The following is a 23,130-nucleotide window of genomic DNA, read 5'->3' on the forward strand; positions in this document are numbered from 1 at the left end:
GTTTTAGCGCCGACGAAGGCGAAGGGCGAGCCTCCTTTTCCTCCCCATTCTATGGGGAGGGGGACCGCGAAGCGGTGGAGGGGGCGACGCAACCGTCAGCCGTCGAGACGCCCCCTCCGTCACGGCGCGATGCGCCGCGCCACCTCCCCATGAAATGGGGAGGAAAGGCAGCGTGAAAGTCGCCTCCGTCCTCATCCCCCTGCCTGTGCCGGAAGCCTTCGACTATGCCGTTCCCGAGGAACTGGCGGTCGCGCGCGGCGATCAGGTCGCCGTGCCGCTGGGGCCGCGTCTGATCCGGGGCGTGGTGGCCGAGGTCTTCGAGACCACGGGCTCCAACCGGCGGCTGAAGGCGATCGATCAGGTCCTGACCGATCCGCGCCTGCCGGCGCGGACGCTGGACTTCGTCGAATGGGCGGCGCGCTGGACGCTCAGCCCGCCGGGCGAGATGGCGGCCACCGCCCTGAAGGGCCTGCGCGCGCCCCGGCCCCGGCCCGAGCGGCGGGTCAAACGGGTCGAGGGGCGCAGCCCCGCCCGCCCCACGGCGACGCGGATGGCGGTGCTGGAGGCCCTGGGCCAGAAGTCGATGACAGCCGCCGACCTGGCCCGCGCGGCCAATGTCTCGGCGGGCGTGGTCAAGGGACTGGTCGACGAGGGCGTGCTGACGGTCATCGAGATCGAGGCGGTCGCCGCCTTCGACGCCCCCGATCCCGACCATGCCCCGGCGACCTTGAACCCGGATCAGGCGGCCTCGGCTGCGGCCATTGCGGACGCCGTGGCCAAGGGCGGTTTCGCCCCCTTCCTGCTGGACGGGGTGACCGGCTCGGGCAAGACCGAGGCCTATCTGGAGGCGGCGGCGCGGGCGCTGCGGCATGATCCGAGCGCGCAGATTCTGATCCTATTGCCGGAAATCGCCCTGACCCAGGCGGTGATCGAGCGCATCGCCGCCCGCTTTGGCGTCACCCCCGCCGAATGGCATTCGGGCGTGGCCCCGCCGAAACGTCGCCAGGTGTGGGAGGCGGTGGTCGCCGGGCGCTGCAACATCGTGGTCGGCGCGCGCTCGGCCCTGTTCCTGCCCTACGCCAACCTGAAGCTGGTGGTGGTGGATGAGGAGCACGACGGCTCGTTCAAGCAGGAAGAGGGTCTGGTCTACCACGGCCGCGACCTGGCTGTGGCCCGCAGCCGGATCGAGGGCGCGACCGTGGTCCTGGCCTCGGCCACCCCGTCGCTGGAGACCCTGTGGAACGCGCGTCAGGGCCGCTACGGCTGGCTGAAGCTGGCGGCGCGGCACGGGGCGGCGGTCCTGCCCGACATTGATCTGGTGGACCTGCGCACCTGTCCGCCGGACCCGCAGACCTGGCTGTCCGCACCCTTACGCGACGCCATCGGCGAGACCTTCGCCAAGGGGGAGCAGAGCCTGCTGTTCCTGAACCGGCGCGGCTACGCCCCGGTCGTCCTGTGTCGCGCCTGCGGCCATCGGCTGACGGCGCCGGATACGGATTCATGGCTGGTGGAGCATCGCTACACCGGGCGGCTGGTCTGCCATCTGACCGGCTTCTCCATGGCCAAGCCCAAGCTCTGTCCCTCCTGCGGGGCCGAGGATTCCCTGGTCCCGGTGGGGCCGGGCGTCGAGCGGGTCGAGGAGGAGGTGCGTCGTCTCTTCCCCGAGGCCCGCACCGCCATCTTCAGCTCCGACACCGTGCCGGACGGCCAGTCGGCCCGCGCCCTGATCCAGTCGATGGCCGAGGGCGAGATCGACATCCTGGTGGCCACGCAAGCGGCCGCCAAGGGCCACAACTTCCCGCGCCTGACCCTGGTGGGCGTGGTGGACGCCGACCTCGGACTGCGCGGCGGCGACCTGCGCGCGGCGGAACGGACCTATCAGCTTCTGGCCCAGGCCACGGGCCGGGCGGGGCGGGCGGACAAGCCGGGTCGCGCCCTGTTGCAGACCTGGACGCCGGAACACCCGGTGCTGATGGCCCTGGCGGCGGGCGACCGCGACGCCTTCGTCGAGGCCGAGATGGGCGAGCGCGAGGCGGCCTCCCTGCCGCCACACGGGCGTCTGGCGGCGATCATCCTGTCCAGCGAGAACGCCATGGCGGTGGAAAAGGTCGCTCGCGATCTGGCCGAGGCCATTCCCAACGCCGAGCGGCTGGAGGTTTATGGACCCGCCGACGCGCCTCTGGCCCTGGTGCGGGGGCGGCGTCGCAAGCGGCTGCTGGTGCGGGCCGACCGGGATGTGAACCTGCAGGCCTTCCTGCGCGCCTGGCTGGGGCGGGTGAAGGTTCCAGCCTCGGTGCGACTGACGGTGGACGTGGACCCCTACAGTTTCCTGTAGGGCGCTACCGCTCGCGACGCGGTCGCTCGCTGCTTGAGCGCAGACCCGTTCCCTATCCGCCGTCATCCTCGGGCTTGACCCGAGGATCGGAGGGGCCGCCTGCGCGACATTGGTGAGGATGAGTGCGCCGCTGGTTCGATCCTCGGGTCAAGCCCGAGGATGACGGCTGTGGGGGGGGCTGGCGCTCAGCGCGGTCCGGTCAGCTTGATCTCGAACAGGCTGGGCCAGTTCTTGCCGGTGACGAACAGGCGGCGGTTCGCCGCGTCCCAGGCGATGCCGTTGAGGACGTCGTCGTTCGGGTCCTTCACCTGATCCGCCGGCAGCAGGCCGCCGAGGTCGATGACGCCGACCACCTGGCCCGAGGCCGGATCGATGCGAACGATGAAGCGGGTCTGCCAGACATTGGCCCAGACCTCGCCGTCGATCCATTCCAGCTCGTTCAACTGAGGCAGCAGCCGGCCGTTCAGGGTGACGGCGACGCGACCCGTCTCGGCGAAGGTGTCGGGATCGAGGAAGCGTAGATTGGGCGAGCCGTCCGACAGGATCAGCCGCGTCCCGTCATGGGTCAGGCCCCAGCCTTCGCCCTCATAGGTGAAGCGTCCGGTCTGGCTCAGGTCGTCGGCGTCCCAGACGAAGCCGACGCGGTTGTTCCAGGTCAGGGTGATGACGCGGCCGCCGATCTCGGTCAGGCCCTCGCCGAAATATTCCGGATCAAGCTCGCGCTTTTGCAGCACGACGCCGTCTTCCAGCCGCACGCGGCGAACGCTGGACGGGGCGCGGCCCGTGCTCTCGATCAGCAGGCCGTCGCGATAGACCAGCCCCTGTGTGAAGGCGGTCGGGTCGTGGGGGAAGGTCCGCACCACCTCATAGCCATAGACCGGCGTGCGCGGCGCGGCGGGGGCGGGAGAAGAGGGGGCGGCCGGCCCCGACGACTGCGCCGCGGCCGACGCGGGAAACGCCAGCAGCAGCATCGTCAGGACCGGCCAGAGACGCATCAGACGCCGGGCTCGGCCGTCTCGGCCTTGTTCAGGGCCGCCTGGGCGGCTTCCTTGGCCTGGTCCTTTTTGATCTGCGCATTGCGCGACCACATGTTCAGCCCCTCGACCAGGGCCGAGAAGGCCATGGCGGCGTAGATGTAGCCCTTGGGCACATGGACGCCGAAGCCGTCGGCGATCAGGACGGCGCCGATCATCAGCAGGAAGCCGAGGGCCAGCATGACCACGGTCGGGTTCTTGTCGATGAAGTTGGCCAGAGGGTCCGAGGCCAGCAGCATGACCAGGACGGCGATGACCACGGCGACCATCATGATCGGCACGTGATCGGTCATGCCGACGGCGGTCAGGATGGAGTCGACCGAGAAGACCAGGTCCAGCAGGATGATCTGAACGATGGCCGAGCCGACGTTGTTGATGACGACGTCCTTCTTGTCCTTCTCCAGCATGTCGTTCGACGGGGTGACGTCGACGGCGTGGTGGATCTCCTTGGTGGCCTTCCACACCAGGAAGAGACCGCCGGCGATCAGGATCAGGTCGCGCCAGCTGAAGGCGGTGTCGAAGGTCTCGCCGTGGAAGCCCAGGTCGAAGACGGGGGCGGTCAGGCCGACGATCCAGCCGATGGCGGCCAGCAGGGCCAGGCGCATGACCAGGGCCAGACCGATGCCGATCCGGCGCGTGCGCTGACGATGCTCGGGCGGCAGCTTGTTCGACAGGATCGAGATGAAGATCAGGTTGTCGATGCCGAGGACGACTTCCATGACCACGAGGGTCACGAGGGCCGCCCAGGCGGCCGGATCGCTCAGCAGGGGAGTTATGCTTTCAAGCATCGGGGTTCCAGAATGTGATGATAGCCATAAGCGGTAACGGGACCGTGAGGTTGCATCAAGCGTTCGCGCGCGGCGTTGTCGTCGCACCCGCCGCCGTCGCGAGGCGTGGAACCGGGAAAAGAGCGCGGGTGCGACCTTATCGTTCCGTTCCCGTCGGTTGCGACCCGGGACCTTGCATGCTATCAGCCGCGCGGCTTTAGCGAAGGATGCATCGAAAGATGTGTCCCAAGCGTGCTTTCCATAAGCAAATCAAGCCCTTGTCTGGCGCGGGAGATCGCGGCCGGATTCGACCCAAACGCTTCAAATCGCGGACCTTTATTACGTGGCGGACGATTTCAGAACGACGGAAGTCGGCGAACGGTATGCTCAGGCGCTGTTCGACCTCTCGCAAGAGACGGGGGCGCTCGACGCCGTGCGCGGCGATCTCGCCGCGTTGAAGGCCGCCTGGCTGGACAGCGCGGACCTGCGCCGCCTGGCTCAGTCGCCGGTCATTTCGGCCGACGACCAGGCCAAGGGCCTGTCGGCCATCGCCGACAAGGCGAAGTTCAACGCCACCACCAAGAAGTTTCTCGGCCTGCTGGCCCAGAACGGCCGCGCTCGCGACCTGCCCGGCGTGATCGCCGGTTTCCAGGTCCTGCACGCCAAGCTGACGGGCGTCGTGGCCGCCGAGGTCGTCTCGGCCCTGCCGCTGTCGGCGGCCCAGACCAAGAGCATTCAGTCGGCCCTGCGCGCGTCGCTCGGCCGCGATCCCGAACTGACCGCCCGCGTCGATCCGTCGATCCTGGGTGGGCTGAAGGTCAAGGTGGGCTCGAAGCTGTTCGACGCCTCGCTGAAGACCAAGCTCGACCAGATGAAGTTTGCCCTCAAGCGCGCGTAAGCGCGCACCGAACAAGAATGCAGCGCGCCTGACGGCCCGCACCGAAGACGAAAGCCAGAGAGCCCACCATGGACATCCGCGCCGCCGAAATCTCGGCCATCCTCAAGTCGCAGATCGCCAACTTCGGCGTTGAAGCCGACGTTTCCGACGTCGGCCAAGTGCTGTCCGTCGGCGACGGCATCGCCCGCATCCACGGTCTGGACAATGTCCAGGCCGGCGAAATGGTCGAATTCCCCAAGGCCGGCGTGAAGGGCATGGCCCTGAACCTGGAACGCGACAACGTCGGCGCCGTGATCTTCGGCGCGGACGCCGCCATCGCCGAGGGCGATGAAGTCCGCCGCCTGGGCGAAATCGTGGACGTGCCGGTCGGCAAGGGCCTGCTGGGCCGTGTCGTCAACCCGCTGGGCGAGCCGATCGACGGCAAGGGCCCGATCCAGTTCACCGAGCGTCGCCGCGTCGACGTCAAGGCTCCGGGCATCATCCCGCGCAAGTCGGTGCACGAGCCGATGCAGACCGGCCAGAAGGCGATCGACACCCTGATCCCCGTCGGCCGCGGCCAGCGCGAGCTGATCATCGGCGACCGTCAGGTCGGCAAGACCGCCATCGCCATCGACACCATCCTGAACCAGAAGAACGTCAACAAGTCGGAAGACGAGTCGGCGAAGCTGTACTGCATCTACGTCGCCATCGGCCAGAAGCGCTCGACGGTGGCCCAGATCGTGAAGACGCTCGAAGAGTCGGGCGCTCTGGAATACACCATCGTCGTCGCCGCCACGGCTTCGGAACCGGCCCCGCTGCAGTTCCTGGCCCCGTTCGCCGGCACCGCCATGGGCGAGTTCTTCCGCGACAACGGCATGCACGCCCTGATCGTCTATGACGACCTGTCCAAGCAGGCCGTGGCCTATCGTCAGATGTCGCTGCTGCTGCGCCGTCCGCCCGGCCGTGAAGCCTATCCGGGCGATGTCTTCTACCTGCACAGCCGCCTGCTGGAGCGTTCGGCCAAGCTGAACGAAGACAATGGTTCGGGCTCCATGACGGCCCTGCCGATCATCGAAACCCAGGCCAACGACGTCTCGGCCTACATCCCGACCAACGTGATCTCGATCACCGACGGCCAGATCTTCCTGGAATCGGACCTCTTCTACCAGGGCATCCGCCCGGCCGTGAACGTCGGCATCTCGGTGTCGCGCGTCGGCTCCTCGGCCCAGATCAAGGCCATGAAGCAGGTCGCCGGTTCGATTAAGGGCGAGCTCGCCCAATATCGTGAAATGGCCGCCTTCGCGAAGTTCGGCTCGGACCTGGACGTCTCGACCCAGAAGCTGCTGGCGCGCGGCGCCCGCCTGACCGAGCTGCTGAAGCAGCCGCAGTACTCGCCGCTGGCCGTCGAAGAGCAGGTCGTGTCGATCTACGCTGGCACGCGCGGCTACCTGGACAACGTGGCTGTGGCCGACATCGGCCGCTTCGAGAGCGAGCTGCTGGCCCGCGTCCACTCGAACCACGCTTCGCTGCTGGAAGGCATCCGCACCAAGAAGGCTCTGACGCCGGCACTGGAAGCCGAGCTCAAGGACGTCCTGGCCGCCTTCGCCAAGACCTTCGCCTAAGATCTGACCAGAGAGCGAGAGTAGCGCCGGATGGCCAGCCTTAAGGAAATGCGCAATCGGATCGGAAGCGTCAAAGCGACGCAGAAGATCACGAAAGCCATGCAGATGGTCGCCGCGGCCAAGCTGAAGCGCGCCCAGGAGCAGGCCGAGAACGCCCGCCCCTATGCGACGCGGATGGCCTCGGTCATCGCCAACCTGGCCGCCGGCGTCTCGGGCGACGGCGCGCCGAAACTGCTGGCCGGCACGGGCGCCGACCAGCGTCACCTGATCGTGGTCGCCACGGCGGACAAGGGTCTGGCGGGGGGCTTCTCGTCCAACGTCGTCCGCGCCGCCCGCGACCGGATCAACAGCCTGATCGCCCAGGGCAAGGACGTTCGCGTCATCGCCGTCGGCAAGAAGTCGCGTGATCCCCTGACCCGCCTGTTCGGCGACAAGGTGGTCAAGTCCTTCGAGCTGAGCGAGCACAAGGTCCTGGGTCTGCCGGCCGCGCAGCCGATCGCCGAACTGATCGCCGAGAGCTTCGAAGGCGGTCAGGCCGACGTGGTCACCCTCTTCTACAGCCAGTTCAAGTCGGTGATCTCGCAGGTGCCGACCGCCAGCCAGCTGATCCCCGCCGTCGTCGAAGGCGACGCGGAACCGATCGACCTGAACGGCGCGGTCTATGAGTATGAGCCCTCGGAAGAGGAAATCCTCGAGACCCTGCTGCCGCGCAACCTGACGACGCAGATCCTGGCCGCTCTTTACGAGAACCAGGCCGGCTTCTTCGGTGCGCAGATGGCCGCGATGGACAACGCCACGCGCAACGCGGGCGACCTCATCAACAGCCTGACCCTGCAGTACAACCGTAAACGCCAGGCCCAGATCACCACCGAGCTGATCGAGATCATCGCCGGCGCTGAAGCGCTCTGATCCCGACCGACACGACATTCCGAACCGGACGCACCCCATGACCGACGCCACCGCCACCAAGAAACCCGCCGCCAAGAAGCCGGCCGCTCCCAAGAAGGCCGCCGCTCCGAAGGCCGCCGCCGTCGCTGGCTCGGGCCGTATCGCCCAGGTCATCGGCGCCGTCGTCGACGTTGAGTTCGACGGCGCCCTGCCGGCCATCCTGAGCGCCCTGGAAACCCAGAACGTCGACCAAAAGACGGGCGAGCCCTTCACCCTGGTTCTGGAAGTCGCCCAGCACCTCGGCGAGAACATGGTCCGCGCCATCTCGATGGACACGACCGAAGGTCTGACGCGCGGCCAGCCCGTCGTCGACACCGGCAAGTCGATCATGGCGCCGGTCGGTCCGGGCACCCTGGGCCGCATCATGAACGTCGTCGGTCAGCCGATCGACGAAGCCGGCCCGATCAAGACCACCGAATACCGCCCGATCCACAAGGAAGCTCCGACCTTCGACGAACAGTCGACCTCGGCGGAAATCCTGGTCACGGGCATCAAGGTCATCGACCTGATCTGCCCCTACACCAAGGGCGGCAAGACCGGCCTGTTCGGCGGCGCCGGCGTGGGCAAGACCGTGACCATGCAGGAACTGATCAACAACATCGCCAAGGCTTACGGCGGTTATTCGGTTCTGGCCGGCGTGGGTGAGCGCACCCGCGAAGGCAACGACCTGTATCACGAGATGATCGAGTCCAACGTGAACGTGGACCCGGCCAAGAACAACGGCTCGACCGAAGGCTCCAAGTGCGCCCTGGTTTACGGCCAGATGAACGAGCCCCCCGGCGCCCGCGCCCGCGTCGCCCTGACCGGCCTGTCGATCGCTGAGTACTTCCGCGACGAAGAAGGCAAGGACGTGCTGCTGTTCGTCGACAACATCTTCCGCTTCACCCAAGCCGGTTCGGAAGTGTCGGCTCTGCTGGGCCGCATCCCCTCGGCCGTGGGCTATCAGCCGACGCTGGCCACCGAGATGGGCAACCTGCAAGAGCGCATCACCTCGACCAAGAAGGGCTCGATCACCTCGGTTCAGGCCATCTACGTTCCCGCCGACGACCTGACCGACCCGGCGCCCGCCGCCTCGTTCGCTCACTTGGACGCGACGACCGTTCTGAACCGCGACATCGCCGCCCAGGCCATCTTCCCGGCCGTGGACCCGCTGGACTCGACCTCGCGCATCATGGACCCGCTGGTCATCGGTGAAGAGCACTACACCGTCGCCCGCCGCGTTCAGGAAATCCTGCAGCAGTACAAGGCGCTGAAGGACATCATCGCCATCCTGGGCATGGACGAGCTGTCGGAAGACGACAAGCTGGTCGTGTCGCGCGCTCGCAAGATCCAGCGCTTCCTGTCGCAGCCCTTCTTTGTGGCCGAGCAGTTCACCAACTCGCCCGGCAAGTTCGTCGAGCTGAAGGACACCATCCGCTCGTTCAAGGCCATCTGCGACGGCGAATACGACCACCTGCCGGAAGCCGCCTTCTACATGGTCGGCGCCATCGAGGAAGTCGTCGAGAAGGCCGCCAAGATGGCCTCGGAAGCCTAAGTCATGGCCGGTAAGCTGAACTTCTCCCTCGTCGCCCCGGAACGCGAAATCTTCGCCGGTTCGGTCGATCAGGTCGATGCGCCGGGCGTCGAGGGCGACTTCGGCGTCCTGCCGGGGCACGCGCCCTTCATGACCACCCTGCGCGAGGGCGTGGTGACCGTCTATGAAGGCGCGGCGCGTCGTCAGTTCTCGGTCAAGGGCGGCTTCGCCGACGTCAACGCCCAAGGGCTCAGCATCCTGGCCGAAGAAGCCTCGGAGATCGTCGAAGCCTGAGGCTTCCGCGATACGAAAAAGATCAGGGCCCTTCGCTTCGGCGAGGGGCCTTTTTTGTTGGGGCGGGCATTGGCGCGCCATCACGCGTGTTGTCTCCCTTCCCCCTCGAGGGGGGAAGGGTCGGGGATGGGGGTGTGGAACGCGACATGGCCGATGGCGCGCATGAGGCGACGCCCCAGTCTCCAGCACTCCACAGGATACGATCTGGCCTCCACCCCCACCCAACCCTCCCCCCTCGAGGGGGAGGGCTATTGGGGCGCTGATCGCAGCCTAAGCTCAGCTCCTCGGCAGGTCCTCGAAGGCCGCTACCACCTGTAGATAGACCTCGCGCTTGAAGGGCACGATCAGGTCGGGCGTTTCCTCCAGCGCGCCCCAGCGCCAGGCGTCGAACTCCGGCTCGCCGTGGGCCTCCAGGTCGAACTCAGAGTCCTCGCCGGTGAAGCGGAAGGCGAACCAGACCTGCTTCTGGCCCTTGAAGCCCTTCCACGCCTTCGGCCCGCCCATACCCTCGGGGAAGTCGTAGACGATCCAGCCGCCGGTTCGGCCCAGCAGCTCGACCGAGCGGACGCCCGTCTCCTCCTGCAGTTCGCGAAGGGCGGCGGCTTCCAGGTCCTCGCCCTCGTCGACGCCGCCCTGAGGGAACTGCCAGTTCCACGGCTCGGGCGTCTTGGCGCGGCGGCCCAGCCAGACCTGACCGGCGGGGTTGAACAGCACCACCCCGACATTGGGACGATAGGCGGAAAGATCAGTCTGGCTCATCCGTCCCGATTACGCTCCGCCGCGACGGCCCGCCAGCCGTAACCGGGCCTTAAGCGGGGAGGGGTAGGGGAAAGGCATGGATCGTCGCGCACTGATCGGCCTCGCCGCCCTGAGCACCGCCCTTGTGGCCGAGGCCGCCGAGGCCTCCGGCAAGAGCGAGGGCGGGGGCGCGCCCGCCAACGCCTACATCCCCCTGCCCACGGCCACGGCCACCATCCTGCGCCGCGACGGGCGTCGGGGCGTGATGACGGTCGAGGTCGGGGTGGACGTGGCCGACACCGCCCTGCGCACGCGCGCCGACCAGTCCAAGCCGCGCCTCAGCGCCGCCTTCAACGAGGTCGTGCGCCTGGCGGGCGAACGCCTGCTGCCCGGCGCTCCGCCGGACGTGGAATGGCTGAGCCGCGTCCTGCAGGCGGCGACCGATCGCGTGCTGGGCCGGGCCGGAGCCAAGCTGCTGCTCGGCACGGTGATGGTGGTTTGATTCCACCGCCTAACCTTCGTCATCCTCCGGCGTAGCGAAGCGGAGACCGGGGGGACCCAGCGGCGCCCGGAGGGCGAAACCTCGCCGTTGTGCCTGCCGTCAAGATCGCCTTCGGCGCCGCTGGGTCCCCGGTCGCGCCGCTGGCGGCTTGCCGGAGGATGACGGAGGAGGGTGTGCAGCCCGGAGGCGGCTCAGTCCTGCGTCGGGCTCGGCCGGCTGGCGTCGCCGTAGGTCATGGCCAGGAAGACGTCTTCCAGATCCGGGTCCTCGGTGGCGATGTCCTTGATGGTCACGCCCGCCGCGCGCACCGCCGCCAGCACCTGTTCGACGCTGGACTCGCCCGTGCGATAGGTGACGACGAAGGCCCCATGCGGGCGCGGCGCCACGGAGAATCCGTTCAGCGCGGGCAGGACCTCTTGCGGCGTTTCCGGCGTCACCACGACGTTGCGGGTGTCCAGGCGCTTCAGCAGGGTCTGGGTCGGCTCGCAGGCCACGACTTCGCCCCGGTTGATGATGGCGATGGTGTCGCACAGCTCCTGGGCTTCTTCGAGGTAGTGGGTGGTCAGGATGACGGTGACGCCCTCCTCGTTGATCTTGCGCACATAGTCCCACAGCTGGCGGCGCAGCTCGACGTCCACGCCCGCCGTCGGCTCGTCCAGGATCAGGACGGGCGGATTGTGCACCAGGGCCTTGGCCACCATCAGACGGCGCTTCATGCCGCCGGACAGAGCCCGGACATAGGCGTTGGCCTTGTCCGACAGGCCGAGCGCCGCCAGCAGTTCGTCGGAGCGGCGCTCGTCGGCCGGCACGCCGTAGAAGCCGGCCTGGACCTCCAGCGCCTCGCGCGGGGTGAAGAAGACGTCGGCGACGATCTCTTGCGGCACGACGCCGAGCGCGGCGCGGGCGTCGCGCGCCTCATGGTCGATGTCGCGGTCCCAGATGCGGACGGTCCCCTCGGACTTGTTGACCACCCCGGCGATGATGTTGATCAGGGTCGACTTGCCCGCGCCGTTGGGGCCCAGAAGCCCGAACATGGAGCCGCGCGGCACCGTCAGATCGACGCCGCGAAGAGCCGTCTTGGCCGGCGACTTCTTGTTGCCCGCATAGGTCTTCTTCAGGCCCCGCACCTCGATGGCGTTGACGGGCAGGGCAGGGGTCTCGGTCATGCGGGCGTTCACTCAGGCGACGAAGGCGTGCGGCATAGGTAGGGGGCGAAGGGGCGTTCGCCAAGGCGCTGTCGCGTCCGCTTTCGACAAGCGTGCGCGTCTTTGTGTAAATGATGCTTGACGTCACGCCGAGACGTGTCTAGGTTACTTGTCATAAAGACAACCTGCCTTGATGGAGAGACGCTCATGACCGCCCTGCACGCCCAGATGAAGAAGCCTCTGACCAAGACCCGCCTGATCGGCTTCGCCGCCCTGGGCGTCTGCGCCATCGGCTACACCGGCATGGGTCTGGCCCTGCTGGCGGGCAAGCTGGACTATCTGGACATGACTCATGCGGCCCTGCTGGCCGCCGTCGCCGCCCTGATCGGCGAGATCGGCCTGTGGGTCGGCGCCGGCTGCCTGGGCCTGACCCTGTTCAAGAAACGCAAGGCCATGCTGGACAAGCTGTTCGGGCGCAAAGCGCAACCTTCGGAAGTTTGACCTAGAGGGCCGGTCCTTCTAGGAACGGCGCGAGCCTTCCAGACCCGGACCGGACCCATGCCTCCCCGCCATACCGACGCCGTCATCCCCGCCCCCGAAGAGATCGTCGTGCCGACGAAGCGCGTCGCCTGCGACGGCGGCGGCGTCCTCGGCCATCCGCTGGTCTATCTGGAGATGGGCGAGGAGAGCTCCATCGAGTGCGGCTACTGCGACCGCCGCTTCGTCCTGTCGGACCATCCGCACCCCGAGAGCGAATACCTGGACCCGGCGGCCCGTCCGCCCGAGGCCCACTGAGGCATGCGCTACCTGCACACCATGGTCCGCGTGAAGGACCTGGAGGCGTCGCTGCACTTCTATCGTGACCTGCTGGGTCTGGTGCAGACGCGCCGGATGGACAGCGAAGCCGGTCGCTTCAGCCTGATCTATCTGGCCGCGCCGCAGGATGTCGGCCGCGCCGAGTCCGAGAAGTCGCCCGAGGTCGAGCTGACCTTCAACTGGGACCCCGAGGACTATCAGGGCGGCCGCAACTTCGGCCACCTGGCCTTCGAGGTCGAGGACATCTACGCCGCCTGCCAGCGTCTGGCCGACGGCGGGGTGACGATCAGCCGCCCGCCGCGCGATGGCCACATGGCCTTCATCCGCTCGCCCGACGGCATTTCGGTCGAACTGCTGCAGGCCGGCGAGCGTCTGGCCCCGGCCGAACCCTGGGCCTCCATGCCCAACGTCGGAGCCTGGTGATTTGACGACCGCGCGCCTGATCTCGCTGTTCACGGCGACCGCCGTCCTGGCCGGTTGCGCCTCGGTGACCGAGACCAATCCGGCGCGGACCGCCACCGACATGCTGCTGGTCAACCGCGCCGCCGACCGCGCGGTTGAGGGTCTGACCCTGCCGATTCCGCAAGGCGCGCGCGTCTTCATCGACGAGACCTATTTCCAGGCCGAGAACGCCCGCTATGCGCTGAGCGCCATCCGCGCCGCCCTGTCGGACGCGGGCTACGCCATCAGCCGCGACCGCGACAGCGCCGACGCCATCTTCGAGGTCCGGGCCGGCGCCCTGTCGCTGGAACAGATGCGCCGGGTCTTCGGCATTCCCGACATGCGGGTGCCGATCAACGAGACGCTGAACGTCGTCTCCATTCCCGAGCTGTCCATCTATTCCAACCGCGACCGCATGGGCGTGGCCGAGTTTTCGGGCTTCCTCTACGATGGTCGCACCGGCCTGCCGCTGGGCGCGGTGGCCCCCATGATCGGCCAGTACAAGATCCGCAGCCACAAGGCCTTCATGGTCGTGACCTGGGGCCAGCAACTGGCCCAGCCCGGCGAGCGCGATCCGGGTTCGAGCTGGAAAGAGTTCTGAGACTTTCGTCCGTCCGCTGACGCGAGACAGGGCCGCCACGGCGTGTTAGGGCGCGGGTGAGCATAAGTCCGTCCTCTCGTCGTCGCCGCCAAAGAGCCGCCCTTGTCCTTCTTCCACGCCGGTCCCGCGCCGAAAGGCCTCGGTCCTCGCCCCGGCGCCCTGCGCGACGGTCTGGGCCTGCAGGCGGGCATGAAGGTCGGCCTGTTCGGCGGCTCCTTCAATCCGGCCCACGACGGCCACGCCCACGTGGCCGAGACGGCGATGCGGCGTCTGGACCTGGACCGAGTGGTCTGGCTGGTCTCGCCGCAGAACCCGCTGAAGTCCGACCAGGAAACGGCGCCGCTGGAGGCCCGCATGACCTCGGCCCGGGCCGTCGCCGCCACGGTCGGTCCGGCCATGATCGTTTCGGACTTCGAGACCCGCGCCGGGACCCAATGGACCGTGGACACCCTGCGGATGCTCAAGGCTCGCTATCCCGGCGTTCAGTTCGTCTGGCTGATGGGGTCGGACAACCTGGCCAGCTTCCATCGCTGGCGGGGCTGGACCGACATCATGCATCTGATGCCGGTGGCGGTGATCGCCCGGCCGGGCAGCCAACTAGACAGTCGCACGGCGCCGGCCGCCTCGCGCTATGCCCGGTTCCGTATTCCGGCGCCGCGCGCGGGTCTGCTGCCCAGCTTGCAGGCGCCCGCCTGGACCTATCTGACGGCGCCGCTGAATCCACGCTCGTCCTCGGCGATTCGGCGGGGCGAGGGGCTGATTCCCGGCGGTGGGTGACCTTTCGGCGGGAACGTGCTAGTTTGCCCCTTTAGTAATCTCCCCGGAGCCCTCCGCTGACCCCCTCGCCCGCGCACGATGCGCAAGACGCCGCCGTTTCCAACGCGGCCCACGAAATGGACCCGATGGATTCCGTCCATTCCGAAGACGGTCAAGCCGAAGGCCCCAGTACCGGCGATCAAGCCCCGCTTCCGGTCGGCCTGACCGAGCTGGAACGCGCCGTCATCGCCAAGCTTGACGACGACAAGGCCCTCGACATGGTCCTCATCGACCTGCGCGGCAAAAGCCCGATGTCCGACGCCATGATCGTGGCTTCGGGGCGGTCGAACCGTCACGTCGGCGCCCTGGCCGACCACCTGCTGCGCCTGTTCAAGGAAATGGGCCTCGGCAAGGTCAAGGTCGAGGGTCTGCCTCACTGTGACTGGGTGCTGCTGGATGCGGGCGACGTCATCGTCCACCTGTTCCGTCCCGAAGTGCGCACCTTCTACAACATTGAGAAGATCTGGGCCGTCGACAGCGCCCACCGCGGCGCCGGCGCCGCCTGATCTTCGGACTGAGCTGACCCCATGAAGCTGGCGATCGCGGCCATCGGCAAGCCGGGCCGCGGTCCCGAGGCCGCCCTGGCCGACGACTACGCCCGACGGGCGACCCTGGCGGGTCGTCCGTTGGGGCTGGGGCCGCTCGAACTGCTGGATCTCGAACCCCGCAAATCCGGCAAGGCCCCCGAGGCCGAGCTGATCCTGGCCGCCGCCGAGGGCGCGCACCTGATCGCCTGTGACGAGCGCGGCAAGACCTATTCCTCGCGCGCCTTCGCCGACCACGTGGCCGCCCTGCGCGATCAGGGCGAGCGGCGGCTGGTCTTCGCCATCGGCGGGGCCGACGGTCTGGACCCCAGCGTGCGCGCCGCCGCCCGCTCGACCCTGGCCTTCGGACCTCAGACCTGGCCTCACGCCCTGGCCCGCGCTATGCTGGCCGAACAGCTTTACCGCGCCGTGACCATCCTGTCCGGCTCCCCCTATCACCGCGACTGATGCGCCGGGGGGCGGGGGTTATCCTGATCTCGACGGGGCTGGCCTTGATGCTGGCGGGTCCCGCGTCGAGCCAGCGCGCCGCCGCGCCCAATCCTGAACTGACCCGGCTCCAGGCCGAATACCGCGACGAGACCGCCCGCGCCCGGCGCCTGCGCGCCGAAGCCGCCGCCGCCGGAGACGAGGTGGTTGATCTGGACCGGCAACTGGCCGAACTGCGCCGGGCCGAAGCCGCGGACGACGTCCAGCTGGATTCCCAGCGCGCCCGCCTCAGGGAACTGAGCGACCGGGAAGCCGCTCTGGTCGCCTCGCTGTCGCGCGAGCGGGCCGGGCAGGGGCGTCTGCTGTCGGCCCTGCAAATGATGAGCCGCAAGCCGCCGCCGCCCCTGCTGATCCCGGCGGACAAGGCGGTGGACACGGTGCGCGCCTCCATCCTGATCCGGGCCATGACGCCCGAGCTTCAGGCGCGGGCCAAGACCCTGGTCGAGCGTCAGGCCGAGGTCACCCGCATTCGCCGCCTGGCGGCCCTGTCCAGCGAGCGTCTGTTCACCGTCGAGAGCGCCCAAGGCGACCGCCGCGCCGAGATCGAAAGCCTGTCGGCCCGCAAGGTGGCCCTGCGCGCCGTCCTGCGCGCCGAAGCCTCTCGTGCGGAGCGGGCGACGCGGTCTCTGGAGGCCCGCATCCGCGAGTTGGGCGGCCAGGCGCCGGTCGTCGCCGAGGCCGTGGTCGAGGCCCCCGCCGCCCGCCTGCCGGCCGGACGCAGCCGCCTGACCGCCCCGGTCCAGGGCGCGCCGTCGCAGCGCTTCGGCGGCGGCTCCAGTGGCTGGCGCTGGCGCTCCAGCCACGAGGTCATCGCTGCGCCTGCCCCCGCTCGCGTCGCCTACGCCGGGCCGCTGAAGGAGTGGGGCGAGGTGGTCATCCTGGACCTCGGCCCCGGCTGGCGCGTCGTCGTGGCCGGTCTGGATCAACTGTCGGTGGACACCGGTCAGCGCGTCGCCGACGGCCAGGCCCTGGGCCGCACCGGCGAGGACGGCGAGGCCTATTTCGAGTTGCGCCGCGACGAACGCCCTATCGACCCGGCGCCCTGGCTGCAGTAGCGGCCGCAAACGCGCGAAAGTCCTTTCAAATCCGCGCCGAGGCTGATTGTATCGGCATATCTGACGTCGGCGTTGCGAACGCCTGCGCCTCCCTGGACGACCGGAGCCCGCGCGGGTCCGATGGAAAGACACCGAATGCGTAAACTGCTTCTCATCGGTTGCGCCGCCCTGGCTCTGGGCGGATCGGCGGCGGCTGTCGCCAGCCAGACCCCGCGCAACGAGACCTTCCGCATGTTGCAGATGTTCGGCGACGTCCTGGGCATCGTCGAGCAGGCCTATGTGGTCCCGGTCGACAACAAGAAGCTGATCGAGGCGGCGCTGTCGGGCATGATGACGGCGCTGGACCCCCACTCCAACTATCTGCCGCCCAAGTCCTATGGCGACCTGCGCGAGCGGACCACGGGCGAATATTCGGGCGTCGGCCTGACCATTACCTCCGAGGGCGGTCTGGTGAAGGTCATCTCGCCGATGGACGACAGCCCGGCCGGTCGCGCCGGGGTCCAGGCGGGCGACGTCATCAGCGCCATCGACGGTCAGAACGCCGCCGGCCTGACGGTGTCCGAGGTGTCCGAAAAGCTGCGCGGGGCCATCGGCGCCAGCGTCACCGTCACCTTCCTGCGCGACGGCGAGGAGCCGCGCGAAGTGGTCCTGGTGCGCGAGGTTATCAAGGTCGAATCCGTGACCGGGCGTCTGGAAGGCGATTTCGGCTATCTGCGCATCTCGACCTTCAACGAGAACACCGGCCGCGAACTGACCGAGACCATCGAACGGCTGAAGCGCGAGAAGCCGGGCCTCAAGGGCTTCGTCCTGGACCTGCGCAACAACGGCGGCGGCCTGCTGAACGCCGCCATCGACGTGTCGGACGCCTTCATGGAGCGCGGCGAGATCGTCAGCCAGCGCGGCCGCAAGCCCGACGACATCGAGCGCTACGCCGCCAAGCCGGGCGACCTGACCGGCGGCCTGCCGCTGGTGGTCCTGATCAACTACGGCTCGGCCTCGGCGTCGGAAATCGTCGCCGGCGCCCTGAAGGATCAGGAACGGGCGACGGTCGTGGGCCTGACCAGCTTCGGCAAGGGCTCGGTGCAGACGGTCATCCCGTTGCGCGGGGGCCAGGACGGCGCCCTGTCGATCACCACGGCGCGCTACTACACGCCGTCGGGTCGCTCGATCCAGAAGATCGGCATCGAGCCGGATCTGGAAGTGGCGCGTTCCGAGGCCGAGGCCCGCATCGTCTCGCGCTCCAGCTTCATCTATTCCGAGGCCGCTTACGCCACGGCGCTGGACTCCTCCATCGGCGCCGAGCGCAAGGGGCCGCACACCCCGCACGAAGCGCCGGGCAAGGACTTCGACAAGACCAAGGACTATCAGCTGCAACGCGCGTTGGACGTGCTGCGCGCCGGCGGAGACCTGACGAAACTGGCCGCCGCGCCCGACACTATCGTCGTCACCGCGCCGGGCACGAAGCCGGTCGAAACGGCCGAGGTCGATACTGATGCGCCGGACGACGCGACGCCGGACTGATCCCAACCGGCCCGATCCGGGGCAGGGCGTCAACGTGGTGAACGGGCCGTTAGGGTTTCTTAACCGGCGCTGGGGATAAGTGAAGGCGAGGGGAACCGTGTCGTGCGGTTCTCCGCCCCGTCACCGTCGTTCGAGCGCCGCCCTGTCCATGTTCGCCAAGCGCCAGTCCGCTCTCGCCGCCGCCGCCGGCCTGCCGCCGGTGGCGCGCTCGCGCGTGACGCTGGACACCCTTGTCGCCGCGCTGAAGAAGCCGCCGGTCGCGGTCGCCGCCGCGGGCGTCTTCGTTCTGGCCGCCGGGGTGCTGTTCGTGGCTGTCCTGGGCGATCCGCGCGCGGGGGCGCCCTCGGCCCGTGTGGCCCTGCAGCGCCCGACCGTGACCGAGACCGCGCCGACCGGCGCCGACGCCTTCGCCATGAGCGGCCTGGACCTCTATCAGGACATGGCCGGCGGCGATCCCGCCCTGCTGGACCCCAATGGCGCCGCCGGCGGCGAGGCCCTGATCACCCTGCCGGACGGCGCCAGCGTGGCGGGCGGTTCGGCCATCGCCGCCCCGGTGCGCGCGCCCTCGAACCCCCTGCCCAAGGCCCCGATCGCGGGCCTGTTCTCGCCAGGCCCCAACGGTCCCCTGCCGCGCATCGCGCCCGACGGTCGCGTCCCGGCCCAGGCCTATGCCCGGCCCTTCCGCTCGAACGGCAAGCCCATGGTGGCCCTGGTCGTCGGCGGCCTGGGCCTGAACGCCGTCACCACCCGCGCCGCCATCGAGCGCCTGCCCGCCGAGGTGACGCTCAGCTTCGTGCCCTACGCCGAGGGGCTTCAGGCCTGGATCGACATGGCCCGCGCCCAGGGTCACGAGGTGATGATCGAGCTGCCGATGGAGCCGACCGGCTATCCCGACAACGACCCCGGTCCCTATACCCTGCTGTCCAGCGGCGGCGCCGACGACGTCGAGGCCAAGCTGGACTGGCTGCTGGGCCGCGCCACGGGCTACTTCGGCGTGACCAACTATCTGGGCGACCGTTTCGCGACCTCGGACGAGGGCATGGGCGCCATGCTGGGCGTGCTGCGCCAGCGCGGGGTGGCCTTCCTCGACGACGGCTCCATGCGCAGGAAGCCCGGCGCCTTCGCCCGCGCCAGCGCCGACCGCATCATCGACGAGCAGCAGAGCCCCGCCGCCATCATGGGCCAGTTGAACGCCCTGGAGGCCGCCGCCAAGACGCGTGGCGCGGCGCTTGGAACCGGCTTCTCCTATCCCGTCACCGTCGAAGCCGCCGCCCGCTGGACGGCCGGCCTCGAAGCACGCGGCCTGCAACTGGCCCCAGCCTCGGCCATGACCCGGCGACCGGGACGGTAGCATCGGCCCATCGAAGGGCGGATGCCAATGAACCGGTCAGCCGCCATAGTGGTTGGCGGACATGACATCCTTTCAACCATGAAACGTCGGAGCTTCTCGATGCTGAAACTGATCCCGTCCTCCGTGTTCGGTCTGACTGGACTGGCTCTGCTGGCCGCGTGCGGTTCTGGCGAACCGGAAAAGGCCGAGACGCCCCCCGCGCCGCCTGCCGCTGCTCCAGCCCCTGCCGCCCTGCCGCCCGTGGACATGGCCAACGCCCAACAGTTCACAGCGAACGGGGGCGCACTGACGCCCCTGACGTTCGACCGCAGCGGCTCAACCACCGTCACGGGGGCGGTCGTCGGCTACAAGGCGCCGGTCTATGCCGTGCCGGTCGCCGCCGGACAGACCCTGACCGTGACCTTCCAGTCCGACAGCGCCAACCTCTACGTCAATGTCAGCGACGCCGCCGACCACAGCGGCGCGGCCCTGCACCGAGGCGAAATCGACGGCGGAACGGCCAGGCTGAAGGCGGATCGCGACATGACCTTCGTCATTCTTCCCTTCCAGCCGCGCGCCATGGCGCGCCGAAATGAGACCGGGACCTTTCACCTGACCGTGTCTCGCGAATGACCGTCCGGTCGGCGGCAGCCAGGCCGGGGCCACACGCCGTGGCGCGTCGGCCCTAGCGCTCGTCCTTGTAGATCCGGCCGTCGCGCATGACGAAGGCCACGGTTTTCAGCGTGGTGACGTCGGTCAGCGGATCGCCCGCCACGGCGATGACGTCGGCGCGCTTGCCGGGCTCCAGCACGCCCACCTCTTCGGACAGGCCCAGCAGGTCGGCGGCGTTGACGGTGGCGGCCTCGATAGCGGTCGCGGGGGTCATGCCGTTCTTGACCATCAGTTCGAACTCGTCGGCGTTGCGGCCGTGCTTGGATACGCCCGCGTCGGTGCCGAAGGCGATGCGGACGCCGGCGGGCACGGCGCGTTGCAGCGACTGGCCGGTGATCTCGATGCGCCAACGGATCTTGGGCAGGACCTCGGGCGGATAGGCCTCGGGATCGGCGGCCAGCCGCTCGGTGTAGCCGTTCACCACCGACAGGGTCGGGACGTAATAGGCGCGGGTACGACGCAGCAGTTGCAGGGTCTCGTCGTCGAAGATGGTGCCGTGCTCTATCGAGTCGGCGCCCATGCGCAGGGCAAGGTTGATGCCGTCGACGCCGTGGGCGTGGACGGCGACCTTTTTGCCATAGAGGTGGGCCGTGTCGATCAGGGCCTTGGCCTCGTCGTCGAACATCTGGGCGCCCAGGCCGGCGCCGATGCGGCTGTTGACCCCGCCGGTGGTGGCGATCTTGATCAGATCGACGCCCCGCCCGACCTGCAGCCGCACGGCCTCGCGGCAGCTCTCGGCGCCGTTGCAGACGTTGTCGTGCGCAATGTGCTCGCGGAAGTCGTCGTTGAAGCCTAGCCGCCCGTCCATGTGGCCCGAGGTGGTTGAGATGCTGGCGCCGGCGTCGATGATGCGCGGACCGGGCAGGCGGTGCGCCGCCGTCTCCTCGCGCAGGGCCAGGGTGACGCCGCCGCTGTCGCCCAGGTTTCGGACGGTGGTGAAGCCCGCCATCAGCGTCTTGCGGGCGTTCATGGCGGCGCTGTAGGCGCGCGACGGCAGGTTGTCGGTGATCTCGGCCAGGAAGCCGGCCTGACCGGCGACGTCGGACACCAGGTGAACATGGCTGTCGATCAGGCCGGGCAGGACGAATCGGTCGCGCTGGTCCACCACGGTCGCGCCGGGGAAGGCGGCGGCGTCGACGAAGCCGTCGCGGATCTCGACCACCTTGCCGTCGCGCACCACCAGGGTCGACGGCCCGCGCGGCGCGCGGCCGGGATGGTCCAGCAGCCGCCCGGCCTGGATCAGGGTCACGGCGCCGGCCTCGGGCGCAGCGGTCTGGGCGGCGGCGGGCAAGGCGGTGGCCAGGGCTGCGGCAAGCGCAAGCGCGCAGACGGCGCCGGTCAGCATGGTCTTCATGGTCGAAACTCCCCCTTCGAACTGGGGGGAGTTAAGCCGCGTCCGGGGCTGGACGCCAGTGTCTAAAGCGGGCTCAGCCCACTGCACGCAGGTGCGGGGCGGCGGCGGCGCGATCCAGACGGAAGCGGCCGACCTGCTGGTTCAGGCTGACGGCCTCGTTGGCCAGTTGGCGGGCGGCGGCGGTGGCTTCTTCGGTCATGGCCGCGTTCTGCTGGGTGATGTCGTCCATCTCGCCCATGGTGCGGCGGACGCGGGCCAGGCCCTCGGCCTGTTCCTGGGCCGAGCCGGCGATGCCGCCGGCCAGGCCGTCGATGGCCACCACCCGGCCGCCGATGCGTTCCAGCGCCTCGCCGGTGCGTTCCACAAGGTCGACGCCGCGCGCCACCTGGGCCGAGGAGGTCGAGATCAGGCTGCGGATCTCGCCAGACGCCTCCGACGAGCGCTGGGCCAGGGCGCGGACTTCCTGGGCCACGACGGCGAAGCCGCGACCGGCGTCGCCGGCGCGCGCGGCCTCGACCCCGGCGTTCAGAGCCAGCAGATTGGTCTGGAAGGCGATCTCGTCGATCAGGCTGGTGAAGCGGGCGATGCCGGTCGAGGATTCGGCGATGGCGTGGATGGCGTTGACCGCCTCGCCGACCACCTGGCTGCTTTCCTCGACGTCGACGCGGGCGGCGGCCAGGGCCTCGGCGGTCTGGCGGGCGTTGTCGGCGGTCGAGGCCACGGCGCGGGCGATGGCGTCGGCCTCGTTGACCGTGCGCTCCAGATTGGCGGCCTGACGCTCGGTGCGGCTGGCCAGGTCTTCCGAGGCTGTGGCCAGCTGGTTCGAACCGGCGCTCAGGCTTTCGACGCTGTCGGCCACGGCGCGGACGGCGGTGCGCAGAGCGCGGGTGGCGGCGTGGAAGTCGTTCTGCAGGCTGCGGTACTGTTCCGGGAAGACGCCCGGAATGGTGGTCGACAGGTCGTTTTCGGCCAGGTCGTGCAGGGCGGCGCCCAGGGCGCGAACCACCTCGGTCTGACGCGCCTCGGCCTCGTCATGGGCGGCCTGGACCTTGTCGCGTTGCTCCTGCAGCACGTCGAGGTAGATGGAGATGGCCAGGTCCATATCCAGCATGACGCGCTGGGTCAGCTCGGCGATCGCCTCGGCGGTGACGCGGTCGTGCTCGCGCCTGTTGGCCCAGAACTTCCGGGGACGGGCGGCGATGGCGCGGGTCAGGTGGGCCAGGATGACGCTGTAGCCGCCGATGTACCAGCGCGGCTCCAGGCCGATGCGGGCGTGGACATGGCCGATGGTGCGCACGGACTTGGCGTAGTCCTCGTCGGCGCGGCCGTCGATGATGGCGTCCCAGTGGCGCTCCTGGGCCTTGCTGGCGGCGGCGATGTGGGCCTCTTCGCGGAAGAAACGGCGGGTCGTCGGCTCGGCCCGCACCCGGTCATAGAAGGCGGCGAGGGCGCGCGGCGTCTCGCGGCGCAGCAGGGGACCCATGGCGCGATAGCCGCTGGAGGCCTGTCCCAGACCCATGAAGCCCATGCGGTGGCCGATATTTTCGCCCGCCATGATGTCGTCTCGCTACCTACGCCGGCGCAGGGGAGCGCGCCTGCTTATCCCTTTGAAGCTTAGGGGTATTGCCCCTCTTAAGAGAGGGTTGCGTAGAATCCCTTAGTGCGTCGGCGCGGGGCGCTGCACCCTGTCATATAAAGGTATCCTTATGTGTTGATTG

The 23,130-nt window shown here is 68.9% G+C and carries 24 protein-coding genes and 1 pseudogene; 19 read left to right on the forward strand and 6 right to left on the reverse strand.

Annotated elements, in window-relative coordinates; genetic code table 11:
• Positions 1-53: 53 nt before the first annotated feature.
• Together ACR9FL_RS00775 and ACR9FL_RS00780 are read left to right on the forward strand one after the other, a co-directional pair.
• Positions 54-176, forward strand: a pseudogene (locus ACR9FL_RS00775) (hypothetical protein); the annotation flags it as partial.
• The gene (locus tag ACR9FL_RS00780; protein ID WP_436356741.1) at positions 155-2,335 is read left to right on the forward strand and encodes a primosomal protein N'; all 2,181 of its coding nucleotides are present in this window, start codon (positions 155-157) and stop codon (positions 2,333-2,335) included. The pseudogene ACR9FL_RS00775 and the gene ACR9FL_RS00780, both read left to right, overlap by 22 nt.
• A gap of 185 nt (positions 2,336-2,520) precedes the next feature.
• Here ACR9FL_RS00780 and ACR9FL_RS00785 read toward each other — a convergent pair whose 3' ends face one another.
• Entirely contained in the window at positions 2,521-3,330 is an 810-nt protein-coding gene (locus ACR9FL_RS00785; protein WP_436356742.1) for a glutaminyl-peptide cyclotransferase, read from the reverse strand.
• Complete coding sequence (locus tag ACR9FL_RS00790) at positions 3,330-4,157, reverse strand: TerC family protein (protein WP_297932917.1); 828 nt, start codon at positions 4,155-4,157, stop codon at positions 3,330-3,332. Before ACR9FL_RS00790 ends, ACR9FL_RS00785 begins: the two co-directional genes overlap by 1 nt.
• 322 nt (positions 4,158-4,479) lie before the next feature.
• Between ACR9FL_RS00790 and ACR9FL_RS00795 the strand changes: the two genes are divergently transcribed.
• The 5 genes from ACR9FL_RS00795 to ACR9FL_RS00815 all read left to right on the forward strand — a co-directional run bounded on the left by ACR9FL_RS00795 (position 4,480) and on the right by ACR9FL_RS00815 (position 9,390).
• Positions 4,480-5,034, forward strand: a complete 555-nt coding sequence (locus ACR9FL_RS00795) for a F0F1 ATP synthase subunit delta (RefSeq protein ID WP_436356743.1) — start codon at positions 4,480-4,482, stop codon at positions 5,032-5,034.
• A 68-nt stretch (positions 5,035-5,102) separates the two neighbouring features.
• Positions 5,103-6,635 (forward strand): F0F1 ATP synthase subunit alpha, encoded by a 1,533-nt coding sequence (gene atpA / locus ACR9FL_RS00800; RefSeq protein ID WP_436356744.1) that lies wholly within the window; start codon positions 5,103-5,105, stop codon positions 6,633-6,635.
• A gap of 30 nt (positions 6,636-6,665) precedes the next feature.
• The gene (locus tag ACR9FL_RS00805; protein WP_312781212.1) at positions 6,666-7,544 is read left to right on the forward strand and encodes a F0F1 ATP synthase subunit gamma; all 879 of its coding nucleotides are present in this window, start codon (positions 6,666-6,668) and stop codon (positions 7,542-7,544) included.
• A gap of 37 nt (positions 7,545-7,581) precedes the next feature.
• Positions 7,582-9,117, forward strand: a complete 1,536-nt coding sequence (gene atpD, locus ACR9FL_RS00810) for a F0F1 ATP synthase subunit beta (protein WP_354088850.1) — start codon at positions 7,582-7,584, stop codon at positions 9,115-9,117.
• A 3-nt stretch (positions 9,118-9,120) separates the two neighbouring features.
• Positions 9,121-9,390 carry an ATP synthase F1 subunit epsilon gene (locus ACR9FL_RS00815; RefSeq protein ID WP_296178635.1) on the forward strand — a complete coding sequence of 90 codons (270 nt, stop codon included), beginning with the start codon at positions 9,121-9,123 and terminating at the stop codon, positions 9,388-9,390.
• A gap of 276 nt (positions 9,391-9,666) precedes the next feature.
• Here ACR9FL_RS00815 and ACR9FL_RS00820 read toward each other — a convergent pair whose 3' ends face one another.
• Positions 9,667-10,149 (reverse strand): RNA pyrophosphohydrolase, encoded by a 483-nt coding sequence (locus tag ACR9FL_RS00820; RefSeq protein WP_296172433.1) that lies wholly within the window; start codon positions 10,147-10,149, stop codon positions 9,667-9,669.
• 76 nt (positions 10,150-10,225) lie between these two features.
• On the opposite strand from ACR9FL_RS00820, the gene ACR9FL_RS00825 reads away from it, so the two are divergent.
• The gene (locus tag ACR9FL_RS00825) at positions 10,226-10,630 is read left to right on the forward strand and encodes a Tat pathway signal protein (protein ID WP_436356745.1); all 405 of its coding nucleotides are present in this window, start codon (positions 10,226-10,228) and stop codon (positions 10,628-10,630) included.
• Positions 10,631-10,821: 191 nt separating this feature from the next.
• On the opposite strand, the gene ACR9FL_RS00830 is transcribed toward ACR9FL_RS00825, so the two are convergent.
• On the reverse strand, positions 10,822-11,796 hold the full coding sequence (locus ACR9FL_RS00830; RefSeq protein WP_296172437.1) for an ABC transporter ATP-binding protein: 975 nt from the start codon (positions 11,794-11,796) through the stop codon (positions 10,822-10,824).
• A 186-nt stretch (positions 11,797-11,982) separates the two neighbouring features.
• Here ACR9FL_RS00830 and ACR9FL_RS00835 point away from each other — a divergent pair, with 186 nt between their 5' ends.
• The 11 genes from ACR9FL_RS00835 to ACR9FL_RS00885 all read left to right on the forward strand — a co-directional run bounded on the left by ACR9FL_RS00835 (position 11,983) and on the right by ACR9FL_RS00885 (position 20,019).
• Positions 11,983-12,276 (forward strand): hypothetical protein, encoded by a 294-nt coding sequence (locus ACR9FL_RS00835; RefSeq protein WP_436356746.1) that lies wholly within the window; start codon positions 11,983-11,985, stop codon positions 12,274-12,276.
• A 57-nt stretch (positions 12,277-12,333) separates the two neighbouring features.
• Positions 12,334-12,570 carry a zinc-finger domain-containing protein gene (locus ACR9FL_RS00840; RefSeq protein WP_436356747.1) on the forward strand — a complete coding sequence of 79 codons (237 nt, stop codon included), beginning with the start codon at positions 12,334-12,336 and terminating at the stop codon, positions 12,568-12,570.
• 3 nt (positions 12,571-12,573) lie between these two features.
• Positions 12,574-13,014 (forward strand): VOC family protein, encoded by a 441-nt coding sequence (locus ACR9FL_RS00845; protein WP_436356748.1) that lies wholly within the window; start codon positions 12,574-12,576, stop codon positions 13,012-13,014.
• Between the two features lies 1 nt (position 13,015).
• The gene (locus tag ACR9FL_RS00850; RefSeq protein WP_436356749.1) at positions 13,016-13,633 is read left to right on the forward strand and encodes a DUF6655 family protein; all 618 of its coding nucleotides are present in this window, start codon (positions 13,016-13,018) and stop codon (positions 13,631-13,633) included.
• Positions 13,634-13,822: 189 nt separating this feature from the next.
• Positions 13,823-14,410, forward strand: coding sequence for a nicotinate-nucleotide adenylyltransferase (locus ACR9FL_RS00855; protein WP_436358103.1), 588 nt, complete (start codon positions 13,823-13,825; stop codon positions 14,408-14,410).
• A 116-nt stretch (positions 14,411-14,526) separates the two neighbouring features.
• The gene (gene rsfS / locus ACR9FL_RS00860; RefSeq protein WP_296172452.1) at positions 14,527-14,955 is read left to right on the forward strand and encodes a ribosome silencing factor; all 429 of its coding nucleotides are present in this window, start codon (positions 14,527-14,529) and stop codon (positions 14,953-14,955) included.
• Between the two features lie 21 nt (positions 14,956-14,976).
• Complete coding sequence (gene rlmH / locus ACR9FL_RS00865) at positions 14,977-15,441, forward strand: 23S rRNA (pseudouridine(1915)-N(3))-methyltransferase RlmH (protein WP_296172454.1); 465 nt, start codon at positions 14,977-14,979, stop codon at positions 15,439-15,441.
• Positions 15,441-16,535, forward strand: coding sequence for a murein hydrolase activator EnvC family protein (locus ACR9FL_RS00870; protein ID WP_436356750.1), 1,095 nt, complete (start codon positions 15,441-15,443; stop codon positions 16,533-16,535). Before rlmH ends, ACR9FL_RS00870 begins: the two co-directional genes overlap by 1 nt.
• Before the next feature lie 135 nt (positions 16,536-16,670).
• Entirely contained in the window at positions 16,671-18,056 is a 1,386-nt protein-coding gene (locus ACR9FL_RS00875) for a S41 family peptidase (RefSeq protein ID WP_296172458.1), read from the forward strand.
• 97 nt (positions 18,057-18,153) lie between these two features.
• Complete coding sequence (locus ACR9FL_RS00880; RefSeq protein ID WP_436356751.1) at positions 18,154-19,407, forward strand: divergent polysaccharide deacetylase family protein; 1,254 nt, start codon at positions 18,154-18,156, stop codon at positions 19,405-19,407.
• A 99-nt stretch (positions 19,408-19,506) separates the two neighbouring features.
• Positions 19,507-20,019: a hypothetical protein gene (locus ACR9FL_RS00885; RefSeq protein WP_436356752.1), complete on the forward strand. Its 513-nt coding sequence runs from the start codon at positions 19,507-19,509 to the stop codon at positions 20,017-20,019.
• Positions 20,020-20,071: 52 nt separating this feature from the next.
• Here ACR9FL_RS00885 and ACR9FL_RS00890 read toward each other — a convergent pair whose 3' ends face one another.
• Complete coding sequence (locus ACR9FL_RS00890) at positions 20,072-21,412, reverse strand: metal-dependent hydrolase family protein (protein WP_296172461.1); 1,341 nt, start codon at positions 21,410-21,412, stop codon at positions 20,072-20,074.
• A gap of 73 nt (positions 21,413-21,485) precedes the next feature.
• Positions 21,486-22,967 carry a globin-coupled sensor protein gene (locus tag ACR9FL_RS00895; RefSeq protein ID WP_296172464.1) on the reverse strand — a complete coding sequence of 494 codons (1,482 nt, stop codon included), beginning with the start codon at positions 22,965-22,967 and terminating at the stop codon, positions 21,486-21,488.
• Positions 22,968-23,130 lie beyond the last annotated feature (163 nt).

Source organism: Brevundimonas sp. CEF1 (genome assembly GCF_051353055.1).
Lineage (GTDB): Bacteria > Pseudomonadota > Alphaproteobacteria > Caulobacterales > Caulobacteraceae > Brevundimonas.